Genomic DNA, 19,140 nt, shown 5'->3' with positions numbered 1-19,140 from the left:
GAACAGGAGGGCTGCGGACCGGTCAGTGCTGCGCGAGGAAGCCGTCGCGGAAGACGGGGCGCTTCTCGCCGGCCTCGACCGGCAGGTGGAAGCGGTTCTGCCGCGGCGGCATCGGACAGTTGTACTGATCGGAGAATCCGCAGGGCGGCACGAAGGCCCGGTTGAAGTCCAGGACGACGCGGCTGTCGTCGTCGGTGCGCCGGACGAACAGGAAGCGGCCGGCGCCGTAGGTGGTGTCCCCGTTGGTGGGGTCGCCGAAGACGAGCAGCAGGGTGCCGTCGTCGTCGAAGGCGCTGAGGGTGTATGCGCGGCCGTCGACGGTGAGCGTGATGTCGCCCGGCACCACGAGGTCGCGGGTGCTGCCGTTGTCCCGGAGGTGCTCGAAGGGAATGCGGCGGGCGCCGGGCACGGGCGTGTAGGTGGCCTCCAGGACCCAGGCCGGGTCGTACGGGAAGGCCTCGACGCCCTCGAAGTTCCGGATGGCGGGAGCGTCCGCGTCCCAGAAGCGCAGACCGTGCTCGGGCTCGCCGGTGACGAGGTCGGTGCGGCGCAGTGTGGTGACCGTCACGCTGTCCGGCTGTCCGGCGCGGGCCGCCTCGACGTCGGGTTCCTCGCCGGCCGGAAGCCAACGGGTCTCCACGAGGGCGAGATTCCCGGTCGGCGCGGGGAGCGCCCGAAGACGCCCGGCACGCCAGACGTTCCACTCCTCCCCGGGGTCTGCGGGGGTCGGGACGGCGGAGGACAGGGACACGGCGTGACTCATTCGACTAGACGGGCACGACCATCACGGATCGTTATCTGATGGCCAAAGCATGTTCTATATCAGTCATAAGTTGTCCTAATGTCAAACCGCTTCTCGGCAGGTGAGACGACCGACCACGCGATCGGCACCCCCGGACCACCGTGCCATCGTCACACACGGTGACCGTTCCCCAGGGGCCGGGGCCCTCACGGGGAACCGGGCGGGCCGGAGCCCGACCTCAACAGCCGTGTGCCGTACGCCCGTCGGGATGTTCCAGCGACCGCAACCTCATGACGGCCCGGGGCGTCACCATCAGGAGCGGACGAGGGGGCCGGAGGGGACGAGGGGATGGGGAGTATGCGCAGACGTTTCACATGCGGTCTGGCCGCCTTGGTGATGTCGGTCCTGGCGGCCTGTTCCACCGGCGGTGACGACAGCGGCGGCGCCGCTCCGAAGCCGACGGCGAAGTCGGCCCGGCCGAAGGCCCCGGCCCCGTCGGTCCGGGACGGCGCCGACACCGACGCCGCCGCCCGGGCCGCCTCGGAGAAATGGCTGCGGTCACAGCCGGACCAGCAGGGCAAGGACGCCCCCGACGAGCGGGGCTTCGTGGAGGTGCGCACCGAGAGCGGGATCTCCAGCTTCGTCTGGCAGACACGGGACGAGCGGTTCTGCACCGCCGACGTCGGCGGCTTCAGCGGCTTCAGCGTGGTGACGTGTCTGCCGCACCCCATACCGCTCCGCAAGGGTCCGTACATCACCGTGCTGGGCTACGCCCCGGACCCCGGATGGACCGTGCTGCTGGCCGCGGACCACCAGGAGGTCACGTCCGCGACCTGCGCGGGCGAGCCCGTCGAGGTGCACAGGGTCGAAACGCTGTATGAGGGCAGACGCATCGTGTACGCCGTCCATTTCACGGAACGCCGACTGGGCTCCATGACCCTCGGCCTGCGACGCGGGTCCGCTTCGGCCACCGCGCGTGTGGACGTGAACGGAGTGGTCTCCCAAGGTCCTCGCTGCGGCTAGAACCTGTCCTGCGGATCGAGTCGCGGGAGAGCGGCCGCCGGGCTGCGGTATCGGGGACGGGTCAGGTGGAGGTCGTCCACCGCGGTGCCGTACGGGCCCAGGCGGTGTCCCACTGCGCGAGGTTGCGCCGCTCCAGCCTGCGGGCGGCGCAGCCGTACGCGGCGACACCGATCACGGGAACGGTCAGGGCGGCGGCCATCGTGCGGTCGCGGGTCCGCTCGGTGATCGCCTTCGCCACGGTGGTGGCCGTGGGGTGCCCCGCCACCCTGGAGACGATGCGGAAGCCCGAGGACGGTACCGCCACCCCACGGCTGTCGGCCGCCTCGGAGACCGGCCGCGCTCAGAGCCCCTTTCAGCTCGCGCTCACCGCGTTCATGAGCCATGCGGCGACGCTGCTGCGGGGCTGAGCGGGAGACCGCTACGGGGCGGTCTTCGGGCAGATCCTGATCAGCGTGGTGTCGTCAGTCTCGATGATCCCGGCGGTTCTGAGTTCCGTCACCAGCCGGGTGAAGGCACGCCGGTCCAGGCGCCGTACCACCTGCCACCACACGGCCGCGTCCGGTCCCGCGCCGAAGCCGGCACGCTCCAGCAGCACCCGGGCGAGAGCGTCCGACGCCAGCACCACCATGTCCTGGGAGCCGATCCACCCGTGGTACGGACGGATCGACTCGGCCGCGCTCCACGGCTCGGCGCGCGATGTCAGCAGGTCGGGGTGCGAGTCGAACGCGGCGGGGTCGTCCAACGGATAGGCCGACAGGAGTTGATCCCCTCGAATGTGCAACAGGCAGGTGTCGCCCACCGCGACCGCCTCGTAGCTCCAACCCTCCACAGAAGTGCGGAGCCTTACGCCCAGGAGGGTGGCCGCGGCGACACCCCTCGTCTCCGCGTCCGCCACCCAGAAGCTCACCTCGCCGCGCTGCTTCCGGCGCCGCGACTCCTCCTCGTCCCAGCGCAGGCAGCACCGTTCGATCCACCCGGCCACCGACTCGCGCGAATGGTCGGGGACTTCGTCGAGGTACGCGGCGGCCAGCAGGCGGCCCCAGGGACCCGCCCGATAGGCCGTGCTCGCCCCGTCGCACAGCGCGTACACGGTCCGGTCCGGGCTGACGGCCGGACAGTCCTGGTACTCGAGCGGCCGGTCCGGCGCCGAGGGAACGAAGTAGACATGGGCGTCCATCGCGGTGGCTGCGTACGTCCTCATACGCGCCGCCCGTTGGCCCGCGGCTCGACCCGGGTGCCGACGTTGAGCGCCTTGACCACGGCTTCGAGGTCGGCGTTGCACACGAAGCCCCGCGCCCCGGCGTCGGGACGGGGCAGTCCCGCCAGCTCCGCGTCGGTACCGGCGTACTCCATCATGCGCGCGGGCAGCGCGGAGGAGATGCGGAACAGCCCCGCCGTGTACGGGTCGGGCAGCCCGGAGGCGTCGCTGGGGAAGAGAACGGGGGTTGCCGCCCGCGCGGCAATGGCGATGTTGAACAGGATGAGCGGACCGTCCACCGTGCTCAACTGCGTAAGTCTCGCCGCACGTTCGGCCACGTCGTCGAGCGAGCCGTCGGTCGCCGCGCCATCCGTGACGTTGATGACCACCGGGGCCGGCGAGTCCTGGTGCGACGCGGTCCAGCCGACGGCGAAGTCGTACGCACGGTCCAGCGCGGCGCACATCGCGGTCTGACCGTTGGACTCCGGCTCCAGCCACACGGCCCATTCCTGGCCGCCGGGACCGTGGTGGATCCGTGAGTACGACTCCGCCAGTTGCGGTGAGGCGACCATGGGGTTGCCGAATCCGTCGTTGCTCTTCAGCAGCGGCACCGCGTCGTCCGCGTAGCCGATGAGGGCGATGTCGAAATAGTGCCGCGGGCCCGCCTCGTCCCGCGTGCAGGTACGGATGAGCTGCGTGAGCAGGCGATTGGTCGTGTCCGCCAGCGCCTGGGCCTTCGTCAGACCGTCGGCACCCTGCATGGGGGCGGACATCGAGTACGACTGGTCGAGCAGCAGGACGAAACAGGCGGGGTGCTTCCTGTCGACCCGGATCGTGTGGTTCATGTGTCGCCTCCGCGTCCCCCGAGTCCTCGGGCGATGTGTTCCGGTTGCAGTAGAAGCCGAGGGGGCAGCCCCTGCGCGTCGGGCTGCCACAGTTGGGTGCAGCTCCCGCAGGTGACGGCGGTACGGGTGGAGTTCTCGTACAGGTCGAAGGATCCGCAGCCAGGACACTGCGGCCCGCTCTCGGGCCCGGTGAGGGTGGCGGCGAAGGCCCGGATGTCGAAGTCCCGGGGTGGGGGCGGGCGGTGGTCGCCGGGCGCGGGTGCCGGCGGCCGGTCGTCGGCCGACGGGAGGAGGGGCGGCCTGCCGTCGGCCGGCCGGAGGGGGGCATCGGGGAGAAGGGGCGTCGCCTCATGAGCCGCCGGACCGGCGGCGGTCCCGCCCGTGCCGGTCGCGGGCACGCCGTTCAGGGGCCCACCGGTCAGGGGCACGCCGTTCAGGGGCACGCCGTTCAGGGGCCCACCGGTCACGCTCGTGCCCGCCATGCCCGTGCCGGTCTCGTCCAGGCCGGTCGATCCGGTCGGGTCGGTGCGGGCCGTGCCCGCACCGGGCACGCCGGGATCGGTCGCCCGGTCGTACGAGGGATACCGGGGCGGCGCCGGTCGGCTCCGCTGCGTGGAGCCGGGGCGACGGGCGGGGCCGGGGCGACGACCCTGGCGGATCAGTGCCCTGGTGGTGGGCACGAAGAGCAGTCCCACGGCGAGCAGGCCCATGACGCGCACGGGCGACGGCCCGCGCCGTTCCGGCTCCGGCACGTCGGCGGCTCGCAGCACCGCGCCACTGTCGTCGACGGCCTCCACCGACGGCGGCAGGGCCCCCGCCGCCCCGACGAGGTCCGGCACGGTGGTGAGCGAGAGGACCGCGGGCGGTTTCATCTCGGCGACGCGCCGCGCGAGTCCTGCGTCGGGCGTCCACACCGGCCGGAGGTCGGGCACCAGGGGCGGCAGCACCTGACGCTCAGGGGGGACGAGCAGTACGAGGTCGGCCCGCACCGCCGCGGCCCGCGCGGAGATCGCATCGAGGTCGGCGGCCCGGGGCTTGGCCGGCAGCCTGGCCACCAGGGTCCGCCGGGGCGGCTCGCTCGCCGCTCCCCCGCCCGTGGGCAGCACCGCTGCCAGCAGCGCCCCGGCCAGGGCGAGGAGCAGGATCACGGCTCCCGCGGGCGAGGGCCGGGTTCTCGCGGCGCGGCGTTCGGTGCGGGGCTCGTTCATGACATGACTCCGAAGACCACGACGAGGACGACCACCAGCAGCGTCGCCAGGGCGACCCCGGTCAACAGCACCGACCTCGGCAGCCTGGGCCGCCTCGCGCGCTCGGACACGGGAGACCGCGGAGGCCGGACGGGCGGGGCCGGTACGGTCTCGGACGGACGGGATCCGGGCCGAGAGGCCGGCTTCCGGTCCGGCGAACCGACGGGCTCCGGCCGACGGTCCGGCTTCTGCCACAGGTCCGAATCCGGCTCGGACTCGGTCTCCGGCCGCCGATCCGGCATCGGCTCCGGCAGGCGCTTCATCGGCCACCGGTCCGGCACCGGCACCAGTTCCGACTCCGCCGTGGGCAGACCGACGTCGGTGAGCGCCTCTAAGGAGGGCACCTCGTCCAGGGAGGCCCGGCAGGCCCGGTCGAGCAGTGCCGTCAGTTTCCTGACGTGCAGGCTCCGGCTGGTCGCCAACCGAAACCACAGCGGGCACGCCATGGGCCGGGCGAAGTCCTCGGCGGTGAACAGGAGGTTGTCCTCGTTGTGGAACTCGTCCCACAGCCCGGGGTCCACGGCCACGGCGAGGATCGACAGATGGATGACCAGGGCCGAGAAGCGGTCGATGTTCCGGTCCCAGTGATGTGCCTGCTGCCGCTCGGGGTGCTGGAAGTGCGGATGCCCGAACTCCTGCGGCGAATCCCCGGATATCTCGGCCAACCACACGGCGTCCAGATCTATGAGCCGCAGTCCGCCCCCGTCCGTGACCCGGATGTTGTCGTGCTGGAGGTCGCCGTGGGCCAGGTCGTTCCGGTCCAGATGGTCGAGAACGCCCAGCCAGCCCTCGGCGAGGCTGTTGAGCTCCTCGGGCCGGTCGAGCCGGGATTCGAGGTGGGCCCGCAGACTCCGGCCCGCGACATGCTCCATGACGACCGCGGGCCACCAGCGCCCTTCGATGTTCACCGCCTCGGGCAGCCACACCGCGTCCGCGAGCACGGGCGGCCGGCGCCGGTCCTTGTCCTTCCCCTGGGCTGCGGCCCACCGCGTGAGGGCTTCGTAGCGTCGCTGAAGTGTCGGCGCCGGCCTGTCCTTGAAGCACCGCAGCACCAGTTCGCCCTCGGGCGCCTTCAGTACGTAGGCCGCGGCGTTCGCCCCTTCCATCCGGCGCATCAGGCCGGCGGACCGGTCGACCACGGCCGCGCCCAGTCTGCTCTTCGGCGGGAAGGCTGACGACTGCACCGCCCTGTCGAAGGCCGTGATGTCCGGCCAAGGGGTCGGCGGCTTGCTCACGACTCGGCCCTGTCCGGGCCCACGACACGGCCCGGCCTCGGCGCGCCGACGGCCGCCGACAGCTCGGCTCCCGCGCCGCGGACGTCGTCGGCACGCTTCAGAAGCAAGCTCACCGACTCCCCCAGTACGGCCTCCGCTCCGTCGAACTCACCCGGCCAGATGGTCCGTTGCTCGCCGCGGCAGACCCGCTTCCACTCCAGCTCCACACCCGGAGTTCCGGTCGTCGCGTCGAAGAACTGGTACGCGGCGGCGACCAGAACCCGCACCATCGCCAGGGCCTCGGCGTGGAGTTGGCGTTCCAGCTCGCTCACCGTGTTCTCCACGGCCGCGACCAGGTCGCGGTGCAGTTGCTCCATGCTCGCGGTGGCCCGGGCGGCGTAACCGCCCGGGCCGTCCGCCGGTGCGACCGGGTCGGCCGGCGTCCCGCCCTGTCCGGGGTGCTGCCGAACCGGTGGCTCCTGGCGGAGGGCCGCCTCCGGCCGTGCCCACGCGGGCGGTCCGGCTACGGGGGTGTGGAACCAGCTCGCGCGGCTGACCGGACGCTGCGCATCGCCATGCGGCGGCTCCTGCGGGGATCCCGGGGAGTCGGGCGGCCCCTGCCGGTCCGGGGCCTGGGCGGCCGACTGCTGCCGGTGGGCGGGTACGGAGTGGATCTGGCCGGCCCAGTGGCGTACCTGCTGCACCAGGGGACTGCCGACCCGCAGGAAGAGACTGCCGTAGTCGGTGCGCAGGCCGGTGAAGTCCCGCAGCGCCTGCCGGAGGATGGGCACCGGAAGGCGCTCCACCCGCCGCAGCAGGGTCTCCAGCGGCTGGTCTCCGACGGGCACGAGGGCGTCGGTGAGTTGTCCGCGCAGGGCGTCGGCCATCCGCTGCCACAACAGCGCGACGGCACGGTCGACGGAGGTGTCCACGCGGCCGAACTCCTCGGCCAGTTTGGTGCGGGCGCGGTTGAACCACAGGTCCAGCGCCTCGCCGCCGCTCTGGTACATCGCGGCCTTCGTCTCGGCCCGCCAGGTGGCCTCGTCCGCGGAGTCGAAGCCGGTGCGCGCCCAGGAGCGGACCCGTTCGGCGGCGTCGGCGACCGCCGCCTCGATCTGCGGGATGTGCTCCCTGCGCTGCACCATCCCCTCGTAGTCCTCGTACACCTGGGCCAGGTCCTGGGCGAGCTGGTTGCGCAGCCTCTTGACCAGGTTCTGGAGCCGGTCGGTCTCGTCGGGCACGCCCAGTTGCCACTGCTCGCTCGCGGCGGCCACCTCCTGGGCGAAGCTCACCACGTCGCGGGTGACCTCGGACATGCGGCGCCGAAGGCCGTCGAACACCGCGCGGTCCATCTCCGCCAGCCGGTCGGCGAGATGGCCGAGCACCACAGGCAGCAGCCGTTCCCGCACGGCGGCGTCGGCCGTCTCGATGCTGCGTCCCAACGGGCATTCCACGGTCCGGACCTGGTAGTTGCGCGCCGCATCGCGGGCCTTGTCCAGGAGGTTGCGTGCCGACTCGGATGTCAGCGTGTCGTCGGCGTTCACCACGACCATGGCGAAGTCCGCCAACGGCACGTCACCGCAGGCGAGTTGGGCGAGATGCAGGTCGGCAAAGTCCTCCTGGGCGAAGAACGCCTTGTCTGGCGCGCCCCTCTTCACATGGAGCAGGAAGTCCACTTCGTGGGTGAGGTCGTGCAGGAAGTGCCGCTGTACGTCGAGGCCGGCCTCGCCCGCTCCCGGCAGGTCCACCAGGACCATCGCAGTGGTGTCGAGATGCGGGAAGTCGCAGTGGATGTGGACGTCCCGCACCGCGTGGTACAGCCTCGGCATGCCGTCGTCGTCACGACCACCCGGGTAGCTGACATAGGGCCGCAGCTGCTCCAACGGGACCACAAGCTGCCGGTGTTCACCGCGGCGCCGGCCGATCTGCTCCAGCAGCGGCAGATAGTCGTCAAGCGCCCGCTGCGCCTGCAGCAGCTTCTTGAGGTAGGGCAGGGCCTCGGCGCTCCGCTCGTCGGTGACCGCGCCCTTGCCGTCCGCCTTGGGGTACGCATACGTACGGAACGTCGCCGCGTCCCTGGGCGGCCTTCCGGTGAGCTGCGCGGCGCTGTGCAGGGGCGCGAGGTACTGCTCCGCGAACTCCTCCCAGGTGCGCAGGGTGACCCTCGCCTCCGCCTTGCCCCGCTGATGGTGGATCCAACTGCGGGACGCGGTGGTGGGGTTGTCCTGGTGCGAGGGCAGGACCGTGCCGTCGAGTCCGCTGGCCGCCCGCAGCACGGTGCTCTTGCCCGCCTTGGTACGGCCGACGACTCCGATGTTGACCGTGTCGCGGTTCACGCGGGCTTCCACGGCCGCCAGATGGGCCCCGGTCCGGCGGACCTGCTCGGCCAGCCGGTCGAGCGGATCCGGTCCACCGTCGGCGGCCGGTCGGCGCCAGGCCTCGACCGTCCGCAGCGTGTGGTCCGGGTCGACGGACGGCGCCCCCGCCTTCGTCGCCTCGGACACCAACCGGTCGACGGCTTGCGTCAGTTCCTCGAAATGGGTCCGGAACGCTTCCCACTGCCGGCCGATCTCGCGCACCAGCGGACGGTTCGCCGTCCGGTTGGCCAGCGCACGGTTGATCGACGACTCCAGACGTGACTTTTCCACGCCTTCCCCCTCGGAGTTCTCAGAATGTCCCATCCTGTGATGGGCCGAATATAGCCATGGATTCCCCGGATAGTCCTCATTACGCAGACATCCGACACAAGCGGAAGGCAACGACCGAAGTAGGCCTACCAGGTGGGAAATTCCGGATCTGCGGGAGACGCGGAACGACGCCGCGCGTACGGCGCCGGCACCGCGCGCCCCATGTCGCCCGCCCGGCGGCGGCACTCCGGCAGCACCGATTCAGGTCACGTGGACGTGGTCCACCGCGGGGCCGTACGGGCCCAGGCGGTGTCCCATCGGGCGAGGTTGCGCCGCTCCAGCCTGCGGGCGGCGCAGCCGTACGCGGCGACACCGATCACGGGAACGGTCAGGGCGGCGGCCATCGCGGCGCCCATCGTGCGGTTGCGGATCTGCTCGGTGCTCAGCGGCGGCTCGGTGATCTGCCCCTTCTCGCCGACCCAGACCCGGATTTCGTCGCCGGCACGCAGTGCGGGTTCGACCTCGGCCCTGGCGGTCCGCGTGTCTCCGTGCGGATCGGTGAAGCGGACGGTGACCGGATACCGCGTCATCTTCGCCTCGGGGGAGCCGGGTTCGGGGTGTCGAGGGGCGTCGTGCACGAGGACCGCGGGGATGTGGTGCCGCACGGCGGCCTCGTGCCGCGCGGTCTGCCGGTGGTGCCGATAGGCCGCGTCGCCGACCAGGAACATCGCGGCGGGGGTCGCCGCCGTCACGGCGAGCAACAGGCCGAGCGCGATCCACGCCTCCACGACATCGGTCCGGCGGCGCAGCGGATTGCGCCGCCACCGCCACAGCAGGACACCGGGCGGGGATTCAGGGGGGCGGCGGCTGTTCCGGCGTATTTCACGGGCCACCATGTGTCTCCTTTCCTGGAGGGCGCACGGTCCCGGTGCCCTGTGGGGGCGCACGGTCCCGGCTGTACTACTGCGGGTGCGTGGACTCGGTGAGTCCGCTGGTCGAGGGGTGCGCCTGGGCTGCCTCCAGCAGCCGGCCGGCCCCGCGGACGGCCGCGGTGTGCGGGACGGGCGCCGGTGTGACGGGGGCGTGCAGTTGCCCGCTCAGGCGGTAGACGATGTCGGGACGCAACGCGCCCCCGCCGGCCAGGAGCACCCCTCGGCGCAGCGCGTCGAGCGTCTGGGTGGTGCGGTCCTGTTCCAGCATGGTCGTGATCATCGCGACGGCCGCGTCGGCGATCCGGGCCGGCGGGGTGCGGCTGTCCAGGTCGCTGAGGCCCAGGGCGGTACGGCGGGCGTCGGTCACGAAGCCGTCGGTGAGCAGGACGACCTCGGTGACGTGAGCCCCGAGGTCCACCACGAGCAGCGGCCTGCTCAGATCGGCGCCCACGGCGGTGGCCACGGCTCGCGCCGCCGGGACGGTCAGCACGCCGTGCGGCCGCAGCCGCTCCACCGCCGCGCGGGCCGCCTCACGGAAGGCCGGTCCGCTCAGGACGGGTGTGGTCAGGATGAACATGGGCCGGGCGGCGTGCGGCAGCCGATGGCCGAGCAGACGGTCCAGCATCAGGGCGGTGCCCGGGACGTCGACGATGGTGGCGCGCTGGATGGGGTGCAGCCCGCCGTCCCCGGGGAAGGTCACCGTGGGCACGTCCAGGATCACGCCCCGGCCGGACGCCCAGACCCGGGTGCGTACGCTGCCCAGGTCCAGGGCGACGCCGCAGCACTGCCGGCAGCAGGGCCGGGTACGGTGCCGGGCGCTACGGGAGCGCGGGCGGGGTGTTCCGGTCACCGGCCCGCCTCCCGCACCTGCTGGCAGCGGCCGCAGTAGCGGGCCTGCGGCACGATGATCAGGCGGTCCCGGGCGATGGGCCTGCGGCACAGGTGGCAGGTGCCGTACCGGCCCTGCTCCATGCGTACGAGGGCCGCCTCGACGTCGGCGAGGACCATCCGGGCGGAGGCGGCGAGCTTGACCCGGACCTCCGTCTGGGAGGCGGCGCGCCGGTCGGACAGCGCCTGGGGGCGGTGCGCGGCGGCCGAGAGCTGCTGGAGCTGTTCCAGGCGGAACAGACGCTGCTCGTGCAGGTTCTCCCGCAGGGCGGCGAGGTCCTCGATCGACAGGGTCGTGTTGCGGTGGCGGGTGCTCTGGTGGTTCACCAATTCCCCCCTCGGACGGGGCAGCGGACGGAGACTGGGCGGACGCCGGTCAGGCGGCGGCGCGCTGGCAGGGGACGCAGTACCGCGTGTGCGGCAGGATCTCCAGGCGCTCGACGGGGACGGGCTTGGCGCAGCCCTCGCAGTCTCCGTAGCTGCCGTCCTCGATGCGGGTGAACGCCGCGTCGATCTCCTTGAGGACACGCTGCACGGTGTCCCGCTGCGCGGCCGCCATCGGGTCCCCCGTGCTCGGCCCGGCCTCGGCGATGGCCCGCAGCTGCGTCAGCCGGGAGTTGCGTTCGTGTTCGAGTCGCTGCCGGGCCTCGTGCGCGGTCAGTCGCTCGGGACGAGGCTCGGAACTGGCTGCGGATCGGGTTACGGGACGGGGATCGGTTCGGGGCGTGTCGAGCGACATGACGGGTCCTTTCCTCGACGGAACGGGGACGTACGGAGCTGAAGGTGAGGCGTGAAGCCTTGGACCGGAGAGGCGCGCCCCGGACCGGGACCGTGGGGTCCGGGGTCGAGGGGTCGCGGAGTCACGAAGTCACGGTGAGTGGTCCATGCCCCCACCTTGGTCGAGGCGCCGTACGAAACCCATCGGGCGCGATACCCATCTGTGGCGCCGCGCCGAGCCCGTCGCGACCTGGGCCGGCCCGGCCGCGGAAATGGGCATTGGAGCCCATCGACGGGCCGGGCGGGGCGGAGGGAGGGTGGCCACAGGCCGGTCGGGAACCGCGGCCTCGGCTCGGGCACAGGGTGCGCGGTGACCGACAGCGGTGACCGACAGTGGAAACAGAGCCGTATCGCACGAGGAAGGGTTGTCATCCCGGTGTCGCTGTTCTGGCGGATCTTCGCCCTCAACGCCGTGGTGCTGGGTACCGCCACCGCACTGCTGCTGTGGGCCCCGGTGACGGTGTCCGTACCGGTCGTGCTGACCGAGGCGGTCATCCTCGTGGCCGGCCTCGCCGTCATGCTGGTCGCCAACGCCGCCCTGCTGGGGATCGGCCTGGCCCCCCTGGGCCGGCTCGCGAAGCTGATGACCACCGTCGACCTGCTGCGCCCCGGCCAGCGCCTGCCGGAACGCGGGCACACCGAGATCGCCGAGCTGATCCGCACCTTCAACGCCATGCTCGACCGCCTCGAACACGAACGGGCCGCCAGCAGCGCCCGCGTCCTGCTCGCGCAGGAGGCCGAGCGGCGCCGCATCGCCCAGGAACTCCACGACGAGGTCGGCCAGAGCATGACCGCGATCCTGCTGGCGCTGAAACGGGCGGCGGACACGGCGGCCGATCCGCTGCGCGGTGAGCTGCAACAGGCTCAGGAGATCACCCGCGAGAGCCTGGACGAGGTCCGCCGGCTGGTGCGCCGGCTGCGGCCGGGCGTGCTGGAGGATCTCGGCCTGGTCAGCGCCCTGACCTCGCTGACCACCGAGTTCGCCACGCACGCCGGGCTGCGCGTGGTGCGCCGCTTCGACCCCGGGCTGCCCGCGCTGGACGAGCAGACGGAACTCGTGCTCTACCGGGTCGTCCAGGAGGCCCTGACCAACGCCGCCCGGCACGCCGAGGCCGGCCGGGTGGAGGTGACCCTGCGCCACGCCGACGGCGCGGTGGTCCTGACCGTCGCGGACGACGGCCGTGGGAGCGCCGTCGTCCGCGAGGGCGCCGGGATCCGCGGGATGCGCGAGCGGGCCCTGCTGATCGGGGCGGCGCTCGACATCACCTCCGGGCCGACGGCCGGTACCCAGGTCCGGCTGACCGTGCCCGCCAGCCCCAGAAAGTCGTGACCATGACCGAAACACCGACGATCCGGATCCTGCTCGCCGACGACCACGCGCTGGTACGACGCGGGGTGCGGCTCATCCTCGACGGCGAACCCGACCTCGAAGTCGTCGCCGAGGCCGGGGACGGCGCCGAGGCCGTCGCCCTGGCCCGCACCCACCAGGTCGACCTGGCCGTCCTGGACATCGCGATGCCCCGGATGACCGGCCTCCAGGCCGCCCGCGAACTTCTCGCGGTCAAGCCCGGCGTGCGGGTCCTGATGCTGACGATGCACGACAACGAGCAGTACTTCTTCCAGGCGCTCAAGGCCGGGGCCGGCGGGTACGTGCTGAAGTCCGTGGCCGACCGCGACCTGGTCGCCGCCTGCCGGGCCGCCATGCGCGACGAGCCGTTCCTCTACCCCGGCGCGGTCACCGCCCTCGTCCGCAACTACCTCGACCGTGTCCACGACGGCGAGGAACCCCCGGACCAGGTGCTGACGCCCCGGGAGGAGGAGGTGCTCAAGCTCGTGGCCGAGGGCCACTCCTCCAAGGAGATCGCGGAGTTGCTGTTCATCAGCATCAAGACCGTCCACCGGCACCGGGAGAACCTCCTGCACAAGCTCGGGATGCGCGACCGTCTGGGGCTCACGCGCTATGCCATCCGGGCCGGCCTCATCGAACCCTGACCGCCGGCCCCTTCCGACTGCCTCAAGGCTCCGGCCGTCCACTCCCCCGCCGGGGCCTTGAGGCGCACCGCCCCAGGACCAGCGCCCACCGCAGCCGAAGCGAGGACGACGTATGGCGCGCTCCTCGTACACCCCGGCACGCTTGCGTGCCCCCGGGGCCTCTGCGCTGATCGCGGTCCTTCTCGCCGTACTCACCGCACTCACCGCCCTGCTCACCGAGGCGGCACCCGTCGGCGCGCCACCATCCGCATCCGCATCCGCATCCGCATCCGCATCCGCATCCGCGCCAGCGTCCACATCCGTGTCCGCGCCACTGGCCGTATCCGTATCCGCGCCACCGGCCGCATCCGCGTCCGCATCCGCGTCGCCGACCGCGACCGGACCGGCTGCCGCGACCGCTCGGGCCGAGCGCGGGCACCACGTGGACGACCCGCATCCGGCCCTCCACGCCGGTGCGGCACGCGTCCAGTGCCCCTCCCCCGGCGAGCGCCGCTCGCCGCCGCCCGCGCTCGGCACCCCGGGCCGTACGAGCGGCATGCTGCCGCCCGCGCTCGACGCGCCCGCCCCGGCGGTGCCCGCGGCCACCGCGACCCACCCGACGCACCACCTCCGCCTGCGGGCACCTCCAGGACGGCCGGGCATCTGACCCTGCGCTCGCTGCCCCCGTCTTTCCCCGCCGTGGACCACGCCCTGGCCGCGGCATGCCCGCCAAAGGACCGTCGTGAACCGATCCCTGCACCTCAGAGGGCTGATCGCCCTCGCCGCCATCGCCGTGTCGCTGTATGTCGCGCTCACGGTGCCCGTCCATCTCGGCCTCGATCTGCGCGGCGGCACGCAGATCGTCCTCCAGACCAGGCCGACCGCCGCGGACGGCGACACCGTCGACGCGGACGGCGCGGATGCCGCGGACGGCGACGCCGTCGAGCGCACCGTCGAAGTGCTGCGCGACCGCATCGACGCACTCGGGGTCGCCGAACCCGGCATCGTCGGCTCCGGCAGCAACCGGATCATCGTCGAACTGCCCGGTGTGCAGGACCCGGCGAAGGCCGCCGAGGTCCTCGGCCGCACCGCCCAGCTCACCTTCCACCCTGTCGCCGGCACCGCGTCCGACACCGACGACGTCCCCGCACCGCTGCCCGGTCGGGCCCGCCCGCTGGTGCTGCCCGACGAGTCCGGGGAGCTTCTGCGCCTCGAGGCCGCCGCGCTGACCGGCAAGGACGTCCGGAAGGCCGCCGCGCGCTTCGACCAGCAGAGCGGTGCCGGATGGCACGTCACCGTCGACTTCGAGGGCTCCGGCAAGGACGGCTGGGCCCGCCTGACCGGTGCGGCCGCCTGCCATCCGGCGGGGCATCCGTCCCGCCGGGTCGCCATCGTCCTCGACGACAGGATCGTCTCCTCACCACAGGTCGACCCGTCCGTGGCCTGCCGCTCCGGCATCGCCGGCGGTTCCACGCAGATCACCGGTTCCTTCGACGACGGGGAGGCCAGGGAACTGGCTCTGCTCATCAACGGCGGGGCCCTGCCCGTGCCGGTGGAGATCGTCGAACAGCGCACGGTCGGCCCCACCCTCGGAGCCGCGGCCATCACGGCGAGCGCCTGGGCCGCCGTCATCGGCACGGCGCTGACCTCGCTGTTCATCATCGTCGTCTACCGGTTCCTGGGCCTGCTGGCCACCGTGTCCCTGGCCTGCTACGGCCTCGTCTCCTACGCCGCCCTGGCCGCCCTCGGCGCCACCCTCACCCTGCCGGGACTCGCCGGGTTCGTGCTGGCCATCGGCATGGCCGTCGACGCCAACGTGCTGGTCTTCGAACGCGCCCGTGAGGAGTACGCCTCCCGCCTGCGCGCCACCCCCCGCTCGTCGCTGACCGCCGGGTTCCGCGGCGCACTCAGCGCGATCGCCGACTCCAACATCACCACGCTCATCGCCGCCGGCCTGCTGTTCTTCCTCGCCTCCGGACCCGTGCGCGGTTTCGGCGTCACCCTGGGCATCGGCGTGCTCGCCTCCATGCTCAGCGCGCTGGTCGTCACCCGTGTGCTCGCGGAGTACGCCGCCGCCCGCTCCTGGGCACGCCGGCGCCCCGGCCTCTTCGGTGTCGCGCACACCGGCGCCGTCCGCGACCGGCTCAGCCGCAGAAACCCGCAGCTGATGCGCCACCCGCGCAGATGGCTGGCCGCGTCCGCCGTCGCCCTCGTCCTGGCCGCCTCCGGGATCGCGCTGCGCGGTCTCGACCTCGGCGTCGAGTTCACCGGTGGGCGTCTCGTCGAGTACACCACCGCCACCGCCGTCGACCCCGACCGGGCGCGCTCCTCACTCGCCGACGCGGGCTTTCCCGACGCCGTCGTGCAGACCTCCGGGGACGACCGACTCACCGTACGGACAGGCCCTCTGACGGATGATCAGAAGGCGGGTGCCACCGAGGTCGTCCGCGGCCTGGCCGGCGGTGCCGAGGTCCTCCGCGACGAGAGCATCGGCCCCAGCCTCGGCAAGGAGCTCCGCCGTGGCGCCCTCGTCGCCCTCGCGGTCGCCCTCGGCGCCCAACTCGTCTATCTGGCCGTGCGATTCCGCTGGCTGTTCGCCACCTCCGCGGTGGCGGCGCTCGCCCACGACGTGGTGATCCTCACCGGTGTCTTCGCCTGGCTCGGCAAACCCGTCGACGGCGTCTTCCTGGCCGCGCTGCTGACCGTCATCGGCTACTCCGTCAACGACTCCGTCGTCGTCTTCGACCGGGTCAGGGAACTCGGCCACCATCGCAGAACGCCGTTCGCCGAGATCACCAACCGGGCGCTCCTGCAAACCCTGCCGCGCACCGTCAACACCGGCACGGGTGCCGCGTTCGTCCTGACCGCGCTGGCCGTCCTCGGCGGTGACACCCTCACCGACTTCGCCCTGGCGCTGCTCATCGGCCTTGCGATCGGCACCTACTCCTCCATGTTCACCGCCGCACCGCTGGCCGTCGCGCTGCACGACCGCGGCTGAGGCCCCCCGTCAGGGCACGTTGGCTGCCGGCCTGCCGTCAGGGCGGGGGGTTGGCAGCCATCCGGCAGGCGCCGGTCGCGGCACCGCCCGGCACGCCGAGCGCGGTCAGGGCGTCGGTACAGCCCCGCAGGTCGGCGTGCACACCTCGGGTGCACGCCGTGGTCACGGTGTCGGTGACTTCGACGCCCGTCTGCCGGACCATGTTGGTACAGGCCGGGATGTCCGCCCGGGCGGCGGGTGCGACGAGGACCGCGCCGCCGAGCACAAGCATCAGACCGGTGAGGACACCGGCGGCATGGGCCGAGGTACGCATGGCTGGTACCTGCTCTCCAGGGTCGGTGGAACTCGCGGATCCGACACCGAACAGCGGACACGACGGGTGCGCCGAGCAGCGGACACGACGGGTGTACAACACCTCACCCAGGGCCCGGGCCCGCACCCGCCCGTTCGCCGGGCGGAACCGCCCCTCCTCACCTCCGACGCTAGAACAGCCCGCCGCCACGCGCACCCTGGCCCGGACCCGCCGTCCCCGCTCACCCGGGTCACGGCGCCGGCCGGTGTCTCACTCGCGCTGCGTGGCGAACAGTTCCAGGTGCGCGCAGGCGGGGCAGCGGTAGGCCTCGATCGTCCAGCGCGGGCGGCCCAGCCTCTTGACACCGCCGAGCGGGCCTCGCTGAAGAGCGCCTTCGATCCATCGCGCGTTGCCCCGGGCGCCCTGCCCCGAGTCCTCGATGAAGCCCGGCTCCAGCCCCACCGTGCCGCAGCGGGTGCACTGTATGTCGTTCATCATGTCCTTCATCGGGCGAGTGTATGGACCGGCCGTCGGCGGCGGCCACGAGGGTGGCACGCCGCGCATCCGCACGCTTCAGGACCGCCCCGGGGCCGCACAGCACCGTTACTCACGCGGAGTTGAGTATGTGCGCTCATGTCCGGCAGCACCGCCCGCGGCGAGTATCGATGCAACGGCGCGGTCGAGGAACGGCAGCGCGAAGCAGCTGACACAGTTACGGAGAATCGCATGTCCCGACGTATGGCTCTGTCCGTGGCCACCGGTGTTGTCGTCCTCGGCGGCGTGGGGGCCGGTGCCTTGGCGCTCGCCTACGCCGGGGATCAGCCGCCGGCGATCTCGGACAGCAGCGCCCGTTACACCGCTCCCGTCGGCGGCCGCGACGGCTCGCTGACCTTCGTCGCCGACGTCTCGGCGTCCTCCGGTGTCAGGAGCGTGAAGGTGCTGGCCTGGCCGGAGAACTCCTCCCTCGCCGAGAAGCGGCCCACCGCGAAGGACATGGCCGCCGTGGAGTCGGCGATCTGCAAGCCCTCCGGGCAGGACACCGTGCGCTGCACCTACACGGCCGTGGTCGCCCGGTCGGACGTCCAGTCGTCGCCGCACGGTGTCTGGCACGTCGCCGTGCTGGCCACCGCCAAGGACGGCACGACCACCCTGGACGACAAGGCGGCCGACTTCACCGTCGGGTGAACCGTGCGCGATCGAGGGCACGAACGGGCGCGGGTAGGAGTGGAGCAACGTCCGGCGTGTCCCATGGGAACGTAATTGCATAATTCCGGGACATAACAGAATATTTTCCAGCTACCGCTACGAGATGTCACCGGCGGACGGGGCAGAGCATGAGCACGGACGACCCGTTGACGACCGGTCTCGCCACGCAGTCCCGGGCCGGGATCCGCGGCTTTCGCGTGGGCGACGGCCCGCGGGTGGTGGAGGCGTGGCGGCGGAGTCTGCCGGCCGACCCGGTCACCCGGGACCGTTTCCGCTCCCTGGTGCTGCTCGACGCCAACTTCGATCCGGAGGGGCTGCGGATCGCCGTCGACGGAGACCGGGTCGTCGGCGCCGCCTACGCGGTGCGCCGGCTGACCCCGTTGTGCGGCACCGACCTGGAGCCGCGACAGGGCTGGATCCCGTTCTTCTTCGTCGACCCGGCCGCCCGCGGGCAGGGCCTCGGCCGGCGGCTGCTGACCGACGCCCTCGACTGGCTGCACGGTCACGGCCGTACCCGGGTGGACTTCTCCTCGTACACCCCCAACTACGTCCTCCCCGGCCTGGATGCAACGGCCTACCCGGAAGCGGCCCGACTCCTGTCCTCGCTGGGGTTTCGCACCCGGTACGAGGCGGCGGCCATGGACCTCGGCCTGGTCGGCTACCGCCTGCCTGCGGAGGTCGCGCGGCGCCTGGAGGAACTGGCCGCGCAGGGCTACCGGTTCGCCACTCCGTCCGACGACGACCTGGTGGAGCTGGTCGCGCTCGCCGGGAGCCGCTTCGAGCCGGACTGGGCGCGTGCGATCCGGGAGTGCCTGCTCGCGGGCGCGCCGCCCGACCTCATCGTCGTCGTCCGGGCCCCTTCGGGCCGTCTGGTCGGCTGGGCGATGCACGGGGCTTACGCATCGACGGTCGAGCGGTTCGGCCCGTTCGGTGTCGTGGAGGAGATGCGCGGCAACGGACTCGGCGGGGTCCTGCTCCATCTGGTGCTGGAGCGGATGCGGGCGTGCGGCGCCCACTCGGCGTGGTTCCTGTGGACCGGCGAGCGGTCCCCTGCGGCCCGGCTGTACCGCAGGGCCGGGTTCGAGACGACCCGGGTGTTCCGGGTGATGCGCCGGGAGGCCACCCGGTGACACCGCCCCACCGCACCGCCGATCCGGGCCCCTTGGAGTCGACCGATCGT

The 19,140-nt window shown here is 72.5% G+C and carries 21 protein-coding genes; 8 read left to right on the top strand and 13 right to left on the bottom strand.

What is annotated here, in order from left to right:
* Positions 1-22: 22 nt before the first annotated feature.
* Positions 23-763, bottom strand: coding sequence for a DUF1684 domain-containing protein (locus ACZ7OY_RS31820; RefSeq protein WP_471914631.1), 741 nt, complete (start codon positions 761-763; stop codon positions 23-25).
* A gap of 336 nt (positions 764-1,099) precedes the next feature.
* On the opposite strand from ACZ7OY_RS31820, the gene ACZ7OY_RS31815 reads away from it, so the two are divergent.
* Positions 1,100-1,765, top strand: a complete 666-nt coding sequence (locus ACZ7OY_RS31815; protein WP_471914630.1) for a hypothetical protein — start codon at positions 1,100-1,102, stop codon at positions 1,763-1,765.
* A gap of 61 nt (positions 1,766-1,826) precedes the next feature.
* Here the strand turns inward: ACZ7OY_RS31815 and ACZ7OY_RS31810 are convergent, their stop codons facing one another.
* Positions 1,827-2,030, bottom strand: coding sequence for a hypothetical protein (locus ACZ7OY_RS31810; RefSeq protein ID WP_471914629.1), 204 nt, complete (start codon positions 2,028-2,030; stop codon positions 1,827-1,829).
* Positions 2,031-2,040: 10 nt separating this feature from the next.
* Here ACZ7OY_RS31810 and ACZ7OY_RS31805 point away from each other — a divergent pair, with 10 nt between their 5' ends.
* Positions 2,041-2,172, top strand: coding sequence for a hypothetical protein (locus tag ACZ7OY_RS31805; protein WP_471914628.1), 132 nt, complete (start codon positions 2,041-2,043; stop codon positions 2,170-2,172).
* Between the two features lie 11 nt (positions 2,173-2,183).
* Here ACZ7OY_RS31805 and ACZ7OY_RS31800 read toward each other — a convergent pair whose 3' ends face one another.
* The 9 genes from ACZ7OY_RS31800 to ACZ7OY_RS31760 form a co-directional block, all read right to left on the bottom strand.
* Entirely contained in the window at positions 2,184-2,966 is a 783-nt protein-coding gene (locus tag ACZ7OY_RS31800) for a hypothetical protein (protein WP_471914627.1), read from the bottom strand.
* Positions 2,963-3,808, bottom strand: a complete 846-nt coding sequence (locus tag ACZ7OY_RS31795; RefSeq protein WP_471914626.1) for a vWA domain-containing protein — start codon at positions 3,806-3,808, stop codon at positions 2,963-2,965. The genes ACZ7OY_RS31800 and ACZ7OY_RS31795 overlap by 4 nt, the downstream gene beginning before the upstream one ends.
* Positions 3,805-5,016: a hypothetical protein gene (locus ACZ7OY_RS31790; RefSeq protein ID WP_471914625.1), complete on the bottom strand. Its 1,212-nt coding sequence runs from the start codon at positions 5,014-5,016 to the stop codon at positions 3,805-3,807. Before ACZ7OY_RS31790 ends, ACZ7OY_RS31795 begins: the two co-directional genes overlap by 4 nt.
* Entirely contained in the window at positions 5,013-6,290 is a 1,278-nt protein-coding gene (locus ACZ7OY_RS31785) for a hypothetical protein (protein ID WP_471914624.1), read from the bottom strand. Before ACZ7OY_RS31785 ends, ACZ7OY_RS31790 begins: the two co-directional genes overlap by 4 nt.
* A complete protein-coding gene (locus tag ACZ7OY_RS31780; RefSeq protein WP_471914623.1) occupies positions 6,287-8,917 on the bottom strand; it encodes a hypothetical protein in 2,631 nt (876 codons plus the stop codon). The genes ACZ7OY_RS31785 and ACZ7OY_RS31780 overlap by 4 nt, the downstream gene beginning before the upstream one ends.
* Before the next feature lie 245 nt (positions 8,918-9,162).
* Complete coding sequence (locus ACZ7OY_RS31775; protein ID WP_471914622.1) at positions 9,163-9,792, bottom strand: Rv1733c family protein; 630 nt, start codon at positions 9,790-9,792, stop codon at positions 9,163-9,165.
* A 64-nt stretch (positions 9,793-9,856) separates the two neighbouring features.
* Positions 9,857-10,678 (bottom strand): rod shape-determining protein, encoded by an 822-nt coding sequence (locus tag ACZ7OY_RS31770; protein WP_471914621.1) that lies wholly within the window; start codon positions 10,676-10,678, stop codon positions 9,857-9,859.
* The gene (locus tag ACZ7OY_RS31765) at positions 10,675-11,046 is read right to left on the bottom strand and encodes a TraR/DksA family transcriptional regulator (RefSeq protein ID WP_471914620.1); all 372 of its coding nucleotides are present in this window, start codon (positions 11,044-11,046) and stop codon (positions 10,675-10,677) included. Before ACZ7OY_RS31765 ends, ACZ7OY_RS31770 begins: the two co-directional genes overlap by 4 nt.
* Before the next feature lie 46 nt (positions 11,047-11,092).
* Complete coding sequence (locus tag ACZ7OY_RS31760; RefSeq protein WP_471914619.1) at positions 11,093-11,455, bottom strand: TraR/DksA family transcriptional regulator; 363 nt, start codon at positions 11,453-11,455, stop codon at positions 11,093-11,095.
* Positions 11,456-11,869: 414 nt separating this feature from the next.
* Between ACZ7OY_RS31760 and ACZ7OY_RS31755 the strand changes: the two genes are divergently transcribed.
* The 4 genes from ACZ7OY_RS31755 (at position 11,870) to secD (ending at position 16,462) form a co-directional block, all read left to right on the top strand.
* On the top strand, positions 11,870-12,823 hold the full coding sequence (locus ACZ7OY_RS31755; protein WP_471914618.1) for a sensor histidine kinase: 954 nt from the start codon (positions 11,870-11,872) through the stop codon (positions 12,821-12,823).
* 2 nt (positions 12,824-12,825) lie between these two features.
* Positions 12,826-13,485: a response regulator gene (locus ACZ7OY_RS31750; RefSeq protein WP_450662864.1), complete on the top strand. Its 660-nt coding sequence runs from the start codon at positions 12,826-12,828 to the stop codon at positions 13,483-13,485.
* Positions 13,486-13,786: 301 nt separating this feature from the next.
* Complete coding sequence (locus tag ACZ7OY_RS31745; protein WP_471914617.1) at positions 13,787-14,131, top strand: hypothetical protein; 345 nt, start codon at positions 13,787-13,789, stop codon at positions 14,129-14,131.
* A gap of 75 nt (positions 14,132-14,206) precedes the next feature.
* A complete protein-coding gene (secD, locus tag ACZ7OY_RS31740; protein ID WP_471914616.1) occupies positions 14,207-16,462 on the top strand; it encodes a protein translocase subunit SecD in 2,256 nt (751 codons plus the stop codon).
* 37 nt (positions 16,463-16,499) lie between these two features.
* Here the strand turns inward: secD and ACZ7OY_RS31735 are convergent, their stop codons facing one another.
* The gene (locus ACZ7OY_RS31735) at positions 16,500-16,775 is read right to left on the bottom strand and encodes a hypothetical protein (RefSeq protein WP_471914615.1); all 276 of its coding nucleotides are present in this window, start codon (positions 16,773-16,775) and stop codon (positions 16,500-16,502) included.
* A 249-nt stretch (positions 16,776-17,024) separates the two neighbouring features.
* A complete protein-coding gene (locus ACZ7OY_RS31730; RefSeq protein WP_384731222.1) occupies positions 17,025-17,249 on the bottom strand; it encodes a hypothetical protein in 225 nt (74 codons plus the stop codon).
* A gap of 231 nt (positions 17,250-17,480) precedes the next feature.
* Between ACZ7OY_RS31730 and ACZ7OY_RS31725 the strand changes: the two genes are divergently transcribed.
* Together ACZ7OY_RS31725 and ACZ7OY_RS31720 are read left to right on the top strand one after the other, a co-directional pair.
* Entirely contained in the window at positions 17,481-17,939 is a 459-nt protein-coding gene (locus ACZ7OY_RS31725; protein WP_471914614.1) for a DUF5707 domain-containing protein, read from the top strand.
* A gap of 149 nt (positions 17,940-18,088) precedes the next feature.
* The gene (locus tag ACZ7OY_RS31720) at positions 18,089-19,090 is read left to right on the top strand and encodes a GNAT family N-acetyltransferase (RefSeq protein WP_471914613.1); all 1,002 of its coding nucleotides are present in this window, start codon (positions 18,089-18,091) and stop codon (positions 19,088-19,090) included.
* Positions 19,091-19,140: the final 50 nt, after the last annotated feature.

Source organism: Streptomyces sp. NPDC107559 (genome assembly GCF_055657365.1).
This window is presented reverse-complemented; position numbering and strand designations above follow the sequence as displayed.